This is a genomic window from Proteiniphilum sp. UBA5463 (assembly GCF_002427225.1).
Lineage (GTDB): Bacteria > Bacteroidota > Bacteroidia > Bacteroidales > Dysgonomonadaceae > Proteiniphilum > Proteiniphilum propionicum.
This window is the reverse complement of sequence record NZ_DIQL01000049.1, coordinates 16,143-32,718: the sequence shown is the minus strand read 5'-3', so window position 1 is coordinate 32,718 and position 16,576 is coordinate 16,143. Positions and strand designations below refer to the sequence as shown.

The following is a 16,576-nucleotide window of genomic DNA, read 5'->3' as shown; positions in this document are numbered from 1 at the left end:
CTTCTCAAAGGTGAGGCTATAACATCTTTAAGAAGGGCGTCGTACATTTTATCACTGCCGAACATCTCTTCAGCTATAGGTAGATGGAATCTACCGGATTTTTCGGTTGATATGAAATCAGGGATAAATTTGTAATCCGTACGACCCCACGCACCTGCATAGTGTACGTTATATATGCTTGAGCGCCGCCCGAAAAGTGGGCCGGAATAGCTGCTTTCATCTATGGCTGTAGTGTAATAGGGGATAAATGATGTTATACCGGACTCATGAAGAAGCAGTGACCGTATGCTGGCTTTTGATTTGTCGCTTCCCTTTGTTTTCGGGACAAATTTACTTATGGGGTCAAGAAGGCGTATTTTTTTCTCATCGTACAGTTTCATAATGGCAGGAAGGGTGGCTGTCGCTTTGGTCACGGAAGCCAGGTCGTACACAGTTTCATCGGTTACCGCGGGACCATTGCCATAATCGTATTTTCCGAACTCTTTTTCGTAGATAACCACACCATCTTTAGCTACCAGTATCTGACAGCCCGGGTAGGCCTTCTGCCGTATCCCTTCCAAAGCAATACTTTCGATTCGGGCTAATCTCTCGGAAGGGATTTCCACCTCCTCAGGCATGGAATAACTCAGACGGGTTTTATTTGTATTGATACCAGTCCCCTCCTTGAAAGATCCGGAAGTGACAGGAAGTTTACCTGTCATGGCAATGCCTCCGAAAAGAGCTTGGGCGGCACTCATTTGTGCAAACTCAGTTTCATCATATGCCATGATCACGGAGGAGGCATTGTTTGTGTGAGTTTGGAAATTACTAAGCATGTATGGCGATGTGAATAGTACCAGAACAGTTTTCTTGCATTTTGCAAGTTGCTGTGTTATGGTTGTATCCTGAGCACTGTTCATGTGGACAGAGACTATCACCAGATCATACTCATTGAGTTGATCTATACCGGGGAGAGCGGTGGGTTCTGCCTGGGCGGAAGCAACTTTATTGTTGCTCCCATCTCTGCCCAAAGGTACCGCAGTTGAGGATTTTGTCTGAAAAGTAGCTATATCGCCATATTTTTTTAGAAATCTCTGGAATGTGTTTGATGAATCAGCGCCGATTGCAATTGAAGCTATTTTAACTTTGTCCAGTCCTTTGAGTGGTATCAACTCATCATCGTTTTTAATAAGAGTGACTGCTCCGTCGTAAATTTTTCTCTGAACCCATTCGGCTGTGGGTGAGTTTACCCGTCTTTTTATGTCAGATGTATTAATGGGCGTGAACTCATGAGCTCCCAGAATGTATTTGTAGGTAAGTATTTTCTTTACTTTTTCTTCAAGGAGTGATGCTGGAATGGTTCCATTATTGACAGCTTTTTTTACAGACTCGAACTCATTGCCCTGATTTGCGACACCCAGAATGATGTCATTTCCGGCTATCAGAGCCTTTACACTGGCGTTGAGCTGATTGGAAACACTTTTCATAGACATGCCGTCAGTGAAAGTGAGCCCTGTGAAACCCATATCGTCTTTTAATAGATTTATCCCTATCTCCGGGGAGAGGGAGGCGGGCTTGCCATTTGTTTTTAACACGGGCACATTTATATGCCCAAGCATTATGCCTGATAATCCGGCATTTACATATTCACGGAAGGGATAGAGTTCCACCTGCTCTAACCGTTCCTGATCGTGATTTACGGTAGGTAGCTTTTTGTGTGAGTCATCGAGTGTGTCTCCATGGCCCGGGAAGTGTTTTGCAACTGCCATAACCCCGTTCTCTTCCATGCCTTTAGCATATGCAATCCCCTGTTTTGCTACGTTTTGAGGGTTCTCTCCGTAAGAACGGCTGCCGATGACTGTGTTCAGGGGATTGCTGTGAACATCTATTGAAGGTGCAAAATTCACATGAATACCCATCTCCTTGCACTGTCGCGCTATCTCTTTGCCGTAAAGCTTAAGAATTTCCTCATCTTGTATGGCACCAATAACTAAATTTCTGGGGTATTTGGGTGCATCGCTTAACCGCATGGAGAGGCCCCATTCGCCATCAAGAGCGATCAGCAGTGGCAGGCTGGACAATCCCTGCGCATAATTGGTGATTTCTGCCTGTTGAGCAAGTGTACCTTTAGAAAAGAGCAATCCTCCCACTTTTTGATTTCGTATATAACCTGATATTCTTGACTTCCATCCGTTGTTGGGTTCGGCAATTGGCATGAAAAGCTGGCCTATCTTTTCATCCTGTGTCATTTCTGCGTAAACCGAATCCACCCATTGTGACGGATCCCGGTCATAGGCCTGTTTATACAGGGTTGTAACCACTTGCGACTTTAAAAGTATCGAACTTAATAAAAAGATATATATTATCAGGGTTTTCTTCATAGTTTTCTTCCTTTACAGTATTTGTCTCTTTACGTTTTTCCTTTTCTCAAAAAGTATATCTACCCTTCCCACAAATACTCCACGGCCGTTAGTCTGGAATATCATTACATCTTTGTTGTCGTTGTTTTTGCGAATGTTGGGCTCTTTCATGTAGGTGTGACTGTGACCGCCAATGATAAGGTCGATATAGCGCGATGATTCCGCAAGCTTTGTATCGGCGCTATAGCCCAGGTGCGACAGGCAAATAATCATATCGCACTTATCATGTTTCCGCAGTTTTGCTGCCAGCTCGCCCGCTGTTTTAAAGGGATCCATATATTTCATCCCCTTGAAGTTATCTGAGGCGATAAGTCCCCTTGGCTGAATATTGATTCCGATAATTCCTATGCGAAGGCCATCTTTTTTTAGAATGATATATGGCTTGATCAATCCCGCAAGGGAAGTTTGAGAGAAGTCGTAGTTGCTTGAAACTACCGGGAATGATGCGGCACGAACTACCTTCTCAAGTATCTCCAGGCCGTAGTCGAACTCGTGATTCCCCAATGTAACCGCATCGTATTTCATCAAATTCATTGCCCCTATCTCTACCTGTCCTTTGAAAAGATTGAAATATGGTGTGCCCTGTAGGAAATCGCCGGCATCGAGCAGAAGCACATTTTTGTTTTCTTCCCTTACCTGTTCTACAAAAGAGGCCCTTCGTTCTACTCCTCCCTTTCCGGGGGCTGTCCTGTCACTTTCAGGAAGAGGTTCAATCCTGCTGTGTGTGTCGTTTGTATGTAATATGACGATGCTCTTTTGAGGGAGCACCGGCAGGAAAATAAATAGCAGAGTGTAGAGTAAGTAATATTTTTTTACCGATTTCATCTGATCAGGTGTTATTTTGTTACAATAATAGATTTGCCGACGGGTTTGATAGAGTGCATAACCCCAACTTGATTATGTTATTTTTTTACACAAATTCGTTTATCGAGTGCCGATTCAATCTCGTTTCCCTGACGAGTCTGTTCCTTGACAAAGTCAATCATCACATCGCGCAGAGTGATGCCTGTGTTTACACTGTTTATGGCGTTCCTGAAAGCCGACATATTGTCGTTGCCATCGGCAAGGTAATCGAGAGTGACTATATGGTATATTGCGTTATCGTTTATTGGATTGCCATCGATTGTAACACTCTTGACTTTTCGGCCTTCGATAACGAGTTTCACGTTTGAGGATATGCCGGCACCGCCTATGCGAGCATATGCATCGAACATTTCTCTTAAATCGCTTCCCTTCAAATCAAGGAAAGTGATTGTGTTGTCGAAAGAGTATATCTCATACATATTGCCAATGGTGACAGGGCCCATGGGCATAGTGGCACGGTGTCCGTGCACATTCATCACTCCCAAATCGGCACCGCCGGCAAGATGCTCGTCACCGTAAGCCTTCATTACATCTGATGTGAGGTTTGTTAGCAGGCTCTCGGGACGTTTATAGTCCATGAATTGCGCGGAAGATCCGATAATCATATTCATCTCTTTATCCAGTTCAGCCTTGTATGATTGTACAAACGTCCGAACTTCACTGTTAGGTTGTGAATCAAAAGAGGAATCCATCTCTACAATGGTACCGCTCATCTCCGCAATCTGGTATTGCGATTTACAAGAAAGAAGTGAAATTGCAATTAATGCAATCAATATCGTCTTTTTATGCATACGTTATTTAAATTTTTTATTTATGGCAGTTCAGGCCGATTAAAACTAATATACCTGTGGCTGATAAATTACGAGCTGATATTATTAAAATAATCCTGTAATAATTAATGTTGTCAAAAATACACCTTTTTCCCTTCAGAGGCAATATCGGAATAAAAAATAAACATTAAATATTGTTTTGCATGGTTGATTAAAGAAAAAATGCTAACTTTGCATCCGCTTTGCGTAATCTCTGTCGGCAACAACCCGTTATATTGCGTTCAAACAAGGTTAATTATTAACATAAAGCTTTATAAATAATGGATTTAATTAAGATAGCAGAAGAGTCTTTTGCAAATGGAAAAAAAGAGTTCCCTGCATTCAAAAGCGGCGATACGGTTACAGTTGCTTATCGCATTGCTGAGGGGAACAAAGAGCGTATACAGCAGTATCGCGGTGTTGTGATCAAGATCGCCGGTCATGGTGATTCAAAACGTTTTACCGTTAGAAAAATGTCTGATAATATTGGCGTGGAACGTATTTTTCCCATGAACTCACCGTTTATCGAAAATATTACGCTGAACAGTGAAGGAAAAGTGAGGAGAACAAAATTGTACTATTTGCGGAAACTGCGCGGAAAAGCTGCTCGTATCAGGAAAAAAGTATTTTAATAGTCGCAGACAGTCAGAATACAAAAATAGCCCCGGAATTTTCGGGGCTATTTTTTTGCGGGCACCTTGAGAATAAGCTTTGGCAGCAGACATTGTAATCGTGTATTAAATAATGGCAGCTACCAATTTTAGCGAGAGTGTATTTTTCTGCAGCAGAATATGCTGAATTTTTGTTAGGCGTTCAGAATTTTTTCTATATTTGTCAAACTTTTAAAGGTAAGCTGAAGGAAGTGCAGTCCATGAATACGGTTAAGACTCTATATCTGCCTGCGCAAAAGCTAAGCCTATAGTTCAGGCTGCGCAAAGGCTAAAACTACGGCTTATAATCAGGTTAAGCTCAGGCTCAATTCGAAGCGGCAACTTCGAAATTCAATACATTAATATGCTTCACAAAACGCAAGGTATAGTACTTGGCACGTCTCCCTATAGCGACGTTTATTCCATAACCCACGTTTTCACCCGTGATTTTGGAAGGGTGTCTTATCTGTTGCCCAAATCACACGGTAAAAAAGCGAGGATAAAAACATCTCTTTTTTTCCCATTGTCGGTACTTAATATGGAGGTGGAGCACCTGCCATTACGTGATATTCAGCGCCTGAAGGATGCGGAGATTGAATTCCCGGTGTATGATATATATACGAATATGACGAAGGTTGCAATAGCGTTTTTTTTGTCTGAATTTTTATCGCGTGTGCTCCGCGAGTCCGATAACAACGAATCGACGTATGACTTTGTGAAAAATTCTATAGAAACGCTTGAGGCTGCTGAAAAAGGCCTGGGCAACTTTCATCTGGTATTTATGTTAAGGCTGACCCGGTTTCTGGGTATCTATCCGAATGTGCAGAGTGGGCAGCTAATAAATAAAAACAGCTATTTCGACATGCTGTATGGAGAATTTGTGATGAAAGAACCTTTACACTCTCATTATCTTGACAGGCAGCAGAGTACTTATCTGTCATATTTTTACCGCATGAGCTATAACAATATGCACCTGTTTAAATTGTCACGTGATCAGCGGAACATAATAGTAGGGCATTTGCTAACATATTATCGGTTGCATCTGTATAATTTTCCTCACCTTAAATCGCTAGATGTACTTAGGGAATTGATATAGGATAGATTATAATAAAGCATCGTTAAAAACTCATTTATAATACTGACAGTCAATGAGTTATGCTGGGCTCCCAAAAGCAATATACCCTATTGATATTCAGCGAGTTATAAGAGTTGTTTTAAAAGTCACCGAAGTATTTTTATAAGTAAGCTTGAAAAACAATCACTCTCCCTTTTGTCTCAATAGAAAAAGAGTCTCCCAAAGATTCATTTAATGTGCCTTGCCACCAATTTGAAAGAATAGTTTTGGTGATAGGGTATTTAAGATTTTCAGTGGTAATTTTTTCGCGGTCGATAGAGAAGAGAGAGACCTGCTCTCCTTTAGTGCTTTTGAAGGTGTTATTTTCATTTATTGGTGTGAAAACACCCCAATCGGTGACCATTATAACCTTCGCAATCAGCATATATTCTGCCAGCAGCGAGATATTCCCGAGCGTGTGGTCTTCACGCTTTCCGGTTCCGCCCACTATGACTATCTCCCTTCTACCGTTCTCAACACAAAAATGTACAGATTTTGTGAGATCGTTTGTATATTGGTTGGAGTCGGGGTGAAGGATATCCGCAAAACGTAACTTGTTTTCTTCCGAAATGGAATCGCAATCGCCAACAATAGCATCAGGAATTCCCCCACGTGCAATAAAATCGTTTGATGCACCGTCGCTGCAGACTATATATTGTGCCTTTTCAATGTAGGATAGTGGCGTAGGGTGTTTTGGAAATCTCCCGTTTGCAATAATTACCGCACTATTGGAATGTAAAAGTTCCATGTTGTCATTTTTTTATAGACTACAAAGATACAAAAGATGGCGTTTGCCTGGTTATTGACGGCTTATTTAGTTACCGGGTGTGAAAACCCTCCAGTCGGAGGCGATGATAACCTTTGCAAAACAGCATATATTCTGACTGCAGCGCGATTTTCCCGAGGGTGTGGCCTTCATGTTTACCGGTTCAGTTAGCGATAAAGATCTTACTTCTCACGTTCAATACAATAACAAAAAAGAGAGAAGGGAGCTCCCTTCTCTCTTAAATACTTAACTTATCGGCCTTAATGAATACATTTTTAGTGTAAGGTAACCGGTACTCCGGGTGCGTTTTAAATATTCGCGGAACAGCCTGGTATAAATTGTTGATGTTATAGATTATTATTTGAAGTAACCAGTACCTTGATCGCTATGTCTTATTTATTTTTTTTTACTGTTAACTGATAAACAAACCAGAACAGCGTAAGTGTGCCTATTGCGAAAATAGTGTCACCTATTGTACGTGACCATTTGAAAATATTTACCAGCGGCTGTTGCATAAATTCGGCGGAACGGGCATACCACATCCCCTCATTAACGCTAGCTATGGTCTGCATGAGGCCGACAGGAAGCAGGCTCAGCACAACCATCAGAAAGAGGCCGGTATTGAGAGTCCAGAAAGTAAATGAGATAAGCTTGTTATTCCATTTTTGTTTGCGATACATGCTGCGAAGCACAAACAGAATAAGGCCGATCCCCAGCATGCCGTAAACTCCGAAGAGTGCCGCATGGCCATGTACCGGTGTGGTATTTAATCCCTGCATGTAATAAAGGGCGATAGGCGGATTGATGATAAATCCGAAGATACCCGCTCCGAGAAAATTCCAGAAAGCTACCGACAGCAAAAAATATATAGGCCATTTGTAATCTTTTAACCATTCCGTAGATTTGCTCATACGGTAGTTGTGATAGGCTTCGAAACCGATAAGTATGAGGGGCACCACTTCCAGCGCGCTGAATGTTGCCCCCAGAGCCATAACAGCTGTTGGTGTGCCGGTGAAGTAGAGATGATGGAATGTACCCAAAATTCCACCTGTAAGGAAGATTACGGTCGCAAAAATAATATTGTTGGTGGCCGACTTTATTCCAAGCAACCCCATACGAGTGAATAGGAATGCGGCAACAACCGTGGCGAAAACTTCAAAGAATCCTTCCACCCAGAGGTGTACCACCCACCAGCGCCAATATTCGGCTATTGCAAGATTGGTTGTACGTCCCCACATTAATCCCGCACCATATAACAGTGCGATGGCAGCACATGAAATAAGGAAGAGAATAAGCAATCCTTTTTCTGATGTTCTTTTTTTAATGATAGGAAGTATTGGCCGAATCATCAGCGCAAGCCAGAGAAGGAGGCCGACAAACAGTAGTGCCTGCCAGAAACGCCCCAGATCTACATACTCATACCCTTGATGACCAAACCAGAAATTATTTACCAGGTCGAGACGCTGCATTACCCCAAACCACTGTCCAATAAGCGAACCGGCTACAACTATGAGCAATGCACCAAAAAGAATGTTAACCCCGGTTTTCTGAAATTTGGGGTCTTTTCCACTCAGCGAAGGTGCAATATATAGTCCTGTTGCAAGCCATGCCGTAGCTATCCAGAAGATAGCAAGCTGAATATGCCACGTGCGGGTGATTGAATAAGGTAGAATTCCTGTAATATTGATACCGTAGAAGCCTCCCCCCTCTACACCGTAATGGGCTGTAAGCACTCCCAGCAGTACCTGCGTGAGAATAATAAGATTCACCGCCCAGAAATATTTTTTTACCGCCCACATCGATGGAGTAATGACCTGATTCATGAGCGGGTCATTAAGCGGTTTCAGCGTCTCCTCGCGACGAGTACGGGCTTGCATGAAAATCATAATGCCAATCCCTAAGAGGAGCATGATGATGCTGAATCCTGTCCAAAGGATCAGATCGCTTGTTGGTGTGTTGCCAATCTGTTTGTCAGGTGGCCAGTTGTGAGTGTATGTTACATCAGAACCGGGGCGCTCTGTTACACAAGCCCATGAAGCCCAGAAAAAGAACTGTGCCATCTTTTCCATTCTCTCTTCCGATTTAATTGTGTTTTTGGCAATTGCGTAGTCTGCCCGCAACCCATCCAGTGCCGGGTCATTCATGAAAAGGCCACCGTAATGGCTCAGATTGTGCATAAAGGCTTCGTAGCGTTCGCTTGTTATGGTGAGCATTTTAGTAGATGTATCATATCTGTTTAATCTGAGAATTTCCTGTAGCCTTGCCTCCATTGCTACCTGTTCGGCAACAGACAGATGTATGAACTTTTTTCCGTATTCAGCCTGAGACCATTTATTCAGCAGATACTGTGCTTCCCTGTGCAGGTAATCTGCTGTCCAGTCGGGCGCGACGTAAGCACCATGCCCCCATATGGTGCCAATCTCTTGTCCACCAATGCTTTGCCAGATATTCTGGCCATCTTTGATGTCGTTACCAGTAAACAAAACATCACCCGCCTCGTTTATCACCTTTTCGGGAATGGGCGGCGCCTGTTGATAGATCTGGCTGCCGTAGTATAACAATACGGCAAACGAGACACTTACAACAAGTACGAATGCAATCCATAATTTTTTTTGTGTCATGCTGTTAATTTTTAAAAGTTGGAATATTGAGTCCCCTCCGATAAGTCTTTTTTGCTGAAAATTCCACAAAAACACCATTGATATTCAGCGAGATGCGATCTCCTGAAATCGGGTTTTGGGGTTTTTGGAGCAGACTGAATATTAGTTATTCAAGTTTCGAATGTTAAGTATTCAACTAAATATTCGACTGACATGTTTTGTGACTCATCTCCCAATTTACAGGCTGTCTGATTAACAACTTGCTTAGCTCAAGCAGTTTATCTGACGACGACTGTTTCATCGAACGGGTTCACATTAAATATTTCATAGGCCTAATATTTTTAGTTGTATATGTTATAATTCATATATGCGTAACTTGAGTTAGTTATTTAAGGATTGTATCTTCATTCTTTTTCCTTCCTTAACAAATGAGTAAATTTTTACTTTGCATATGTGAGCCAAAGCTCTGTCCGAGATGTGTATGTGCTTAAAATGTAATGAAATAACTAAATTATTTATTTGAGACAAAATTGTCGCAAATAAGAGAAAAAATTATCGCTTTAGTATCGACTCTTTGTTTTTAAGTCCTTCCGCAAGTTCATAAACCGTTGTTTTTTGAAGTACCTTCCTCATGTTTTTTCTTATTTTTTCTACTGGATGATGAATGGGGCAAGGATGTTGCCCATCACATTCACTAAGCCCAAGTGCGCAATCTTTAAAAAATGCGTCACCATCTATGGCTTTTACGATATCGGCAACGGTAATATGATGAAGCTTTTCGGGTTCTATCTTGAATCCCCCGTTGGGGCCCGTATATGAGTCCACAATCCCATTTTTGGATAGAAGGCCAAGTATTTTTCCTGTAAAGGCTTCGGGTGAATCAATATTTTTTACAATATCTCCAATTTTCACCCTTCTCTCTTCCTGTGATTGAGATGCAATATAAAGTATAGCCCTTATGCCATATTCACACGCTTTTGAAAACATTGAAATTTGCCTTGCTTTTGAAATGGTAATAACTAAATAAATGAAATTCAGCACAATGTGCAATTTTAAACAAATGCACTCAAAGGGCAAAGTTATTGAATAATTCCAATTTCCGACAAAAAAGTAAAAAATATTTTATTACCGTGCCATTTTTATTGCTCTTTCTCGTAAATGATTGTTTATTCACTCAGTAAGAATGATTAATAATAATTAAAATGTAAATTTCATCAAACATTAGGATTGAAAAACTGTTGTTATGTAGAATCATTCTAAACATTTAAAAATATCACAGCAAAAAGAAAGCTTATATGGCCAGTACAAATACAAAAACAAAGAGAGAATTATCCAAGGAGAAAATGTTGCACATGCACAGGCTGATGCTCGATATAAGGAATTTCGACAATAAAGTGAACAGGCTTGTAAAAAAAGGGAAGATACCCGGGATGACACACTTCTCCATTGGAGAGGAGGCTGCCAACGTGGGTGCGGTTGCCGCTATTGAAAAGGGGTTCGATCTTATCACATCAAATCACCGCGGACACGGGCAGAGTATCGCTCTTGAAATTGACCTTAACGGGATGATGGCGGAGATTATGGGGAAGGCTACCGGAACTTGCAAGGGAAAGGGGGGGTCGATGCATATTGCCGACCTCGACAATGGTAACCTGGGTGCTAACGGAATTGTGGGAGGAGGAATGGGAATGGCTATCGGGGCTGCCCTCACTCAGAAAATGAAAAATACGAGTAAGATAGTGGTTTGCTTTTTCGGCGATGGAGCCTGTAACGAAGGTACCTTCCATGAAACATTGAATATGGCTTCAATCTGGAAACTGCCGGTAATTTTCTATTCTATCAATAATATGTATGGTATCAGCACACATATCAGCGATGTAATAAACATCGACTACAATTATCAGCGTGCTTGCTCCTACGGTATTCCGGGGCATTTTATCGAGGACGGGAATGATCTGATGGCTGTTTACAACAAGTTTGAAGAGATAGTTGAATATGTTCGTAATGGTAATGGTCCGGTATTGGTAGAGGCCATTACTTACCGTTGGTTAGGCCACTCTACATCCGACCCGGGAAAATATCGAACCAAGGAGGAGGTGGATGAGTGGAAGAAAAAGGATCCGATCGCTCGCTTTAGAAACTATCTTATTGAAAATAAGATTGCTACCGGACAGGAATTGGATGATCTGGAAGCCGCTTCTGTTGATGCCGTGGAAGAGTCGGTTAAATTTGCTTTAAGCAGTCCCGAGCCAACCCTGGAGTCGGCCTTTGAAGATGTTTATGCCGATTGATCAAGCCTCAACAGTCCAAAAAAAGATCGGTAATTTTATCATCTTTAAAGATGTTTATGCGGACTGATCAGGATTCAATAAAAACAACTCTGCTGCAGGGATATATCGCAGTTACCCTGCTGATAAAAAAAACAAAAACAGTACAACTGATAAATGGAAAAAAATACAAAATTGATGACTGTTCGCGATGCTATCATTATGGCGATGTCAGAAGAGATGCGCCGCGATGAAAACGTGTTTCTGATGGGTGAGGATGTGGGTATTTTTGGAGGAGACTTCGGTACTTCCGTCGGTATGCTCGAAGAGTTCGGCAAAGAGCGGGTACGCGATACACCTATTTCTGAAAATGCTATTTCAGGAGCGGCTGTAGGAGCGGCTATTACGGGAATGCGGCCTATTGTGGACGTGACGTTTATGGATTTCATTGTATATATGATGGATAATATCGTTAACCAGGCAGCCAAAACCAGATATATGTATGGGGGAAAGGGGCAGATACCGGTAGTGTTTCGTGCTGCCGCGGGAGGTGGTGTGGGTTCTGCGGCACAGCATTCGCAGTCGCTCGAAGCATGGTTTACCCATATTCCGGGGCTCAAGGTGATTGCCCCCGGTACTCCTGCCGATGTGAAAGGTTTGCTCAAAGCGGCTATTCGCGATAATAATCCTATTATCTTTCTCGAATATAAAGCCCAGTATAATATGAAAGGTGAGGTACCACTAGACCCTGATTTTGTTTTGCCTATAGGGAAAGCGGATATCAAAAGAGAAGGTAAAGATGTATCTGTCATTACTTACGGGCGTATGCTTGAGCGGGTTATGCAAGCTGCCAATGAAGTGGATGAGGCGGAAGGTGTAAGCGTTGAGGTGGTGGACCTGCGTACATTGGCTCCCCTTGATAAAGAGGCGGTCATCAATTCGGTGCGAAAAACCGGTAAAGTGCTATTGGTAAACGATGCACATAAAACCGGCGGATTTATTGGTGAAGTGGCTGCAATGATTGCCGAGAGCGATGCTTTTGACTATTTAGATGGGCGCATTCTGCGGCTTGCGGGAGAGGATGTACCTGTTCCATACAACCAGAATCTTGAGTCTGCCCTTATACCAAGTGTGGAGCGTATAAAAAAATATATCCTTAAGCTAGTCAATAACAGATAAATAGGAGAGAATGGAAAGAGACAAGGTTAGGGCAACACCTGCTGCAAGAGCGCTGGCACGACGTCTTGGCGTGGATATTTATAATGTAACCGGAACCGGTTATAAAGGACGCATCCACAGAGATGACATCGCGGGGTATAATTATGAAGATAAGATCCATATATCCCCTCTTGCACGCCGTATTGCCGATGCACACAATATTGATCTGAAGGGTTTGCAGGGGACGGGACATCGAAACAAGATAATGAAGGATGATGTGCTGAAGCTAATTGAAGATCCTGAACTGAGGGCTATGCTGGATCGCGATTATTTTGCTGAGGCTATTACTCTTACAAAAGCGATGCCATCTGCTGAAAAGCAGGCTGCACAAAAAATAGAAAAGAAGCTCTCAGTTTCACGACCGGAAGTTGCAGGGGATACGGAGACTGTACCGATGACCCAGATGCGGAAGATTATTGCCAGGCGGATGTCGGAAAGTTTCTTTGGAATTCCCACGTTCATTCAGACCTGGGAGGTGGACATGAGTGAGATGCTTATGCTTCGCAATCGTCTGATGGGGCCTATTAAGGATAAGACCGGAAGAAAGCTTACGGTGACCGATCTTATTTCGATGTCTGTAGTAAAGACATTGATGAACCACAAGTATATCAACGCAAGCATTAATGCGGAGGGAACGGAACTGACCTTCCATAACTATGTGAATCTGGGAGTTGCGGTAGGGATGGATGAGGGGTTACTCGTCCCGGTGGTGAAGAATGCCGACAAGATGTCGCTGAGTGAGCTTGTTGTCTCAATGAAAGACCTGGCCGAACGTACCTTCTCTAAAAAGCTGCTGCCCGATGAACAGACTGGCAGCACATTCAGTATAAGCAACTTGGGTATGTATGGTGTAGATGAATTCACGGCTATCATTAATCAGCCCAATGCGGCTATTCTGAGCGTATCTTCAACAAAGGATAGAATTGTTCCCGTAAATGGTGAAGCGGTTATACGTCCCATCATGAAGATTAGCCTTACATGCGATCACCGTATCATAGACGGGTTGACTGCCGCAAAGTTTATGGCCGACTTGAAAGCGCTGCTGGAAGATCCGGTTACTTTGTTAATTTAATGTTTAAGTGTTATAAAATCAGGAGTTCAAGGTATAGAGGTTAAAGGCTTAGGATGCATGTTTAAGGTTTTGATAATTGCGTTGAAGCATTAAATCCGGTAATCTGTAAGCGTAGGCCTCAACTCATAATCCGAATCATAAGAATAAATATATGGCTTTTGAAATAATCATGCCCAAAGCAGGTATTGACATGACCGAAGGGCAAATAGTGAAATGGTTTAAGAAAGAGGGAGACCCAGTTACCGAAGGTGAAATAATCCTCGAGATAATGACCGACAAAACAAGCATGGAGCTCGAAGCGGAAGCATCGGGGATCTTGTTGAAAATTGTTCATCGTGAGGGCGAAACAGTACCAGTGACCGAAGTGATAGGTTATATAGGTCATGAGAACGAACAGGTCGCTACTCTTATGCCAGAAATAATTGAAGATACCGGAGCGGTGGAGAGTGAGGAAGATAAACGAATGATCCGGCTCGAAGATAACTACCATGTGGCTGTTATTGGAGGAGGCCCTGCCGGTTATGTAGCTGCCATAAAAGCAGCTCAGCTGGGTGCCAGGGTGGCAATTGTGGAGAAAGGCACCTTTGGCGGCACCTGTCTTAACTTGGGATGCATCCCCTCGAAAGCCTATCTGAAGAACGCTGAGATAATTGAGCATATCAGGACAGCATCATCAAGGGGTATCATCATTGACAGTTCTCAGATCAGGATTGATATGGAGAAGGTACTGGAATTCAAAAACAGCGTGGTGAGGAAGCTGACGAGCGGAGTGGAAACCCTCCTTAAAACGAATGGCGTGGATATATACAGGGGAGTAGGCAAGATAAACAGAAATAAAAATGTTGTGGTAAATGATACCCAGATCATAAAGGCGGATAAGATTATACTTGCTGGAGGATCGAAAGTTTCCAAAATTAATATCCCCGGTATTGATAGTGATAAGGTGCTTACAAGTGACGACCTGCTCGATATCAGGGAGGTGCCGGAAACTCTTGCCGTTATTGGCGGAGGTGTGATTGGTGCCGAGATGGGACTTTCGTTCTCCGGACTTGGTTCAAAAGTGATTATTATTGAGATGATGGATCAGATTGTCCCCATATTTGATGACGATGTTACAGCCGAGCTGACACGTGTCGTGAAAAAGAAAGGGATGCAGGTGATCACCTCTGCTCGTATAACTGAGATTGTGGACATGGGAGATAAGCTTGAGATTAGGATTGACGGTAAAGAACCGGTTATTGCCGATAAGGCACTACTCGCTATCGGGCGTGTTCCCGATCTTGATGGCATTGGTGAGGTAAACCTTGAGACGGAACGTGGAAAAATAAAAGTGGATAAGTATATGGAGACTAGCGTGAAAGGGATCTATGCACCCGGCGATGTGAACGGGATAAAGATGCTTGCACACGTGGCTTTCCGCATGGGAGAGGTAGCTGCCGAAAATGCAGTGAAAGGAAATCGCCGTACAATTAAACTGCTGTCTGCTCCATCCGTGGTTTACACCTTGCCGGAAGTGGCTATGGTGGGCCTTACGGAACAGCAGGCACGTGAAAAATACGACGATATACGTATTGGCCGGTTTAACTTCTCAGCTAATGGCCGCGCTCTTGCATCGAGTGAGGCTGTGGGTTTTGTGAAGGTAGTCGCCGATAACCGTTACGGAGAGGTGCTTGGTGTTCATATAATCGGCCCTTCTGCTGCAGAACTTATAACCCAGGCTTCACTAATCATGGAGATGGAGATCACGGTTGATGAAGTGGTGAAAACCATTTATGGACACCCTACTTACTCAGAAGCTATTTTCGAAGCTTTTGCCGATGTGTTAGGAGAGGCGGTGCATATTCCGAAGAAAAAGAAATAATCGATTCAACCGTAGAGAATCTATTTATGAGTCCCCTCCGATAACTCTTTTTTACTGAAAATTCTCCAAAATCCTCATTGACTTTCAGTGAGTTGAAAACTATTAAAACCGGATTTGGGGATTTTCGGAGCAGACTCATTTATTAAATTTGGAAGGGGACTGATTGATATTTTGTAGGGTGAGCAATACAACATAACAATGATCTATATCGTCAACAACAGCAGATAGGAGATGATACCGACTGTTTGCCACGAGTGGTTCCACATGAGTATACCGCCTAGGAAGGTGACGATCTCCAGTATAATGGCACCATTTGTTCCCAATTGGAGGAGCTCCTGCCAGCGTGCGTAGGGTTGCCTGAATCCGTAGCAATGTAGCAGGATCTGCAGTGATATACCCAGTATCATCATCACGACAACCCCCAGAATCTGGATATCCCGGTTGGGGAGATTGATGGACCTCACATGCGTCACAATGTGAGGGCTGTAACAATATATCTAAATTTCAGACCCTTTGGCCAGCTGTTTTTACTTCCTGCCCTTCATTTTTTTGTATACGCGATGAAAATTGACCGAATTTCATTTGCATATTGAACATATGTTCATTACATTTGCTGCGTATTTAAAGTGAGTTGCCGTTGCAGGCAATCTCTATAATCAATCAGGAAAAGATCATTCTATGAAAGTAGCCATCACATCATCCGGCAAAGAGCTGACATCTCTTCCGGACAAGCGGTTCGGACGCTGCAACTGTTTTGTAATTTATGACACCGAGAACGGCTCGGTGGAGGTTGTGGATAACCCCAACAGGAATCACAACGAGGGGGCAGGGCCTGCCGCAATGCAGCTGATAGCTTCTAAAGGTGCCGGGAAGATTATAACAGGGCATCTGGGCGATAAGGCTGCATCGGTTGCGAAACGACTTGGAATAATGATGATTCCGCTCGATGAAAATAA

General features: G+C 42.9%; 14 protein-coding genes. 7 read left to right on the top strand and 7 right to left on the bottom strand.

Translation table 11 applies throughout. From position 1 onward, the window contains the following. From B3B27_RS07995 to B3B27_RS07985, 3 genes are all read right to left on the bottom strand, one after another. On the bottom strand, nt 1-2,360 hold a 2,360-nt coding region (locus B3B27_RS07995; RefSeq protein ID WP_286847246.1), incomplete at its 3' end, for a glycoside hydrolase family 3 N-terminal domain-containing protein. Nucleotides 2,361-2,372: 12 nt separating this feature from the next. Continuing rightward, on the bottom strand, nt 2,373-3,224 hold the full coding sequence (locus B3B27_RS07990; protein ID WP_286844871.1) for a bifunctional metallophosphatase/5'-nucleotidase: 852 nt from the start codon (nt 3,222-3,224) through the stop codon (nt 2,373-2,375). 77 nt (nt 3,225-3,301) lie between these two features. Beyond that, nucleotides 3,302-4,054, bottom strand: coding sequence for a 5'-nucleotidase C-terminal domain-containing protein (locus tag B3B27_RS07985; protein ID WP_286844869.1), 753 nt, complete (start codon nt 4,052-4,054; stop codon nt 3,302-3,304). Between the two features lie 299 nt (nt 4,055-4,353). Here B3B27_RS07985 and rplS point away from each other — a divergent pair, with 299 nt between their 5' ends. Next, the gene (gene rplS, locus B3B27_RS07980; protein WP_238869298.1) at nt 4,354-4,704 is read left to right on the top strand and encodes a 50S ribosomal protein L19; all 351 of its coding nucleotides are present in this window, start codon (nt 4,354-4,356) and stop codon (nt 4,702-4,704) included. A 382-nt stretch (nt 4,705-5,086) separates the two neighbouring features. Beyond that, nucleotides 5,087-5,818 carry a DNA repair protein RecO gene (recO, locus tag B3B27_RS07975; RefSeq protein ID WP_286847245.1) on the top strand — a complete coding sequence of 244 codons (732 nt, stop codon included), beginning with the start codon at nt 5,087-5,089 and terminating at the stop codon, nt 5,816-5,818. Nucleotides 5,819-5,957: 139 nt separating this feature from the next. Here the strand turns inward: recO and B3B27_RS07970 are convergent, their stop codons facing one another. The 3 genes from B3B27_RS07970 to B3B27_RS07960 all read right to left on the bottom strand — a co-directional run bounded on the left by B3B27_RS07970 (nt 5,958) and on the right by B3B27_RS07960 (nt 10,189). Continuing rightward, entirely contained in the window at nt 5,958-6,584 is a 627-nt protein-coding gene (locus tag B3B27_RS07970; protein WP_238869301.1) for a thiamine diphosphokinase, read from the bottom strand. Nucleotides 6,585-6,994: 410 nt separating this feature from the next. Next, the gene (locus B3B27_RS07965; protein ID WP_238869302.1) at nt 6,995-9,223 is read right to left on the bottom strand and encodes a nitric-oxide reductase large subunit; all 2,229 of its coding nucleotides are present in this window, start codon (nt 9,221-9,223) and stop codon (nt 6,995-6,997) included. Between the two features lie 531 nt (nt 9,224-9,754). After that, the gene (locus B3B27_RS07960) at nt 9,755-10,189 is read right to left on the bottom strand and encodes an RrF2 family transcriptional regulator (protein WP_286832476.1); all 435 of its coding nucleotides are present in this window, start codon (nt 10,187-10,189) and stop codon (nt 9,755-9,757) included. Nucleotides 10,190-10,497: 308 nt separating this feature from the next. Here B3B27_RS07960 and B3B27_RS07955 point away from each other — a divergent pair, with 308 nt between their 5' ends. The 4 genes from B3B27_RS07955 (at nt 10,498) to lpdA (ending at nt 15,620) form a co-directional block, all read left to right on the top strand. Next, nucleotides 10,498-11,493, top strand: a complete 996-nt coding sequence (locus B3B27_RS07955) for a thiamine pyrophosphate-dependent dehydrogenase E1 component subunit alpha (protein ID WP_238869304.1) — start codon at nt 10,498-10,500, stop codon at nt 11,491-11,493. Nucleotides 11,494-11,646: 153 nt separating this feature from the next. Next, nucleotides 11,647-12,648 (top strand): alpha-ketoacid dehydrogenase subunit beta, encoded by a 1,002-nt coding sequence (locus B3B27_RS07950; protein ID WP_286847244.1) that lies wholly within the window; start codon nt 11,647-11,649, stop codon nt 12,646-12,648. A 10-nt stretch (nt 12,649-12,658) separates the two neighbouring features. Continuing rightward, entirely contained in the window at nt 12,659-13,759 is a 1,101-nt protein-coding gene (locus B3B27_RS07945; protein ID WP_238869307.1) for a dihydrolipoamide acetyltransferase, read from the top strand. 151 nt (nt 13,760-13,910) lie between these two features. Further along, entirely contained in the window at nt 13,911-15,620 is a 1,710-nt protein-coding gene (gene lpdA, locus B3B27_RS07940; protein ID WP_286832472.1) for a dihydrolipoyl dehydrogenase, read from the top strand. A 203-nt stretch (nt 15,621-15,823) separates the two neighbouring features. Here the strand turns inward: lpdA and B3B27_RS07935 are convergent, their stop codons facing one another. After that, nucleotides 15,824-16,093, bottom strand: coding sequence for a hypothetical protein (locus tag B3B27_RS07935; RefSeq protein ID WP_238869310.1), 270 nt, complete (start codon nt 16,091-16,093; stop codon nt 15,824-15,826). Nucleotides 16,094-16,298: 205 nt separating this feature from the next. Here B3B27_RS07935 and B3B27_RS07930 point away from each other — a divergent pair. Next, nucleotides 16,299-16,576, top strand: a 278-nt coding sequence (locus tag B3B27_RS07930) for a NifB/NifX family molybdenum-iron cluster-binding protein (RefSeq protein WP_286847243.1), incomplete at its 3' end; no start/stop codon positions are given.

Bases quoted from the DNA above. Each gene is read 5' to 3' on its own strand.
- B3B27_RS07945 (WP_238869307.1), top strand. From the start codon at position 12,659: ATGGAAAGAGACAAGGTTAGGGCAACACCTGCTGCAAGAGCGCTGGCA.
- B3B27_RS07985 (WP_286844869.1), bottom strand. From the start codon at position 4,054: ATGCATAAAAAGACGATATTGATTGCATTAATTGCAATTTCACTTCTT.
- B3B27_RS07955 (WP_238869304.1), top strand. From the start codon at position 10,498: ATGGCCAGTACAAATACAAAAACAAAGAGAGAATTATCCAAGGAGAAA.
- B3B27_RS07970 (WP_238869301.1), bottom strand. From the start codon at position 6,584: ATGGAACTTTTACATTCCAATAGTGCGGTAATTATTGCAAACGGGAGA.
- B3B27_RS07990 (WP_286844871.1), bottom strand. From the start codon at position 3,224: ATGAAATCGGTAAAAAAATATTACTTACTCTACACTCTGCTATTTATT.
- B3B27_RS07950 (WP_286847244.1), top strand. From the start codon at position 11,647: ATGGAAAAAAATACAAAATTGATGACTGTTCGCGATGCTATCATTATG.
- B3B27_RS07965 (WP_238869302.1), bottom strand. From the start codon at position 9,223: ATGACACAAAAAAAATTATGGATTGCATTCGTACTTGTTGTAAGTGTC.
- B3B27_RS07960 (WP_286832476.1), bottom strand. From the start codon at position 10,189: ATGTTTTCAAAAGCGTGTGAATATGGCATAAGGGCTATACTTTATATT.
- recO (WP_286847245.1), top strand. From the start codon at position 5,087: ATGCTTCACAAAACGCAAGGTATAGTACTTGGCACGTCTCCCTATAGC.
- rplS (WP_238869298.1), top strand. From the start codon at position 4,354: ATGGATTTAATTAAGATAGCAGAAGAGTCTTTTGCAAATGGAAAAAAA.
- lpdA (WP_286832472.1), top strand. From the start codon at position 13,911: ATGGCTTTTGAAATAATCATGCCCAAAGCAGGTATTGACATGACCGAA.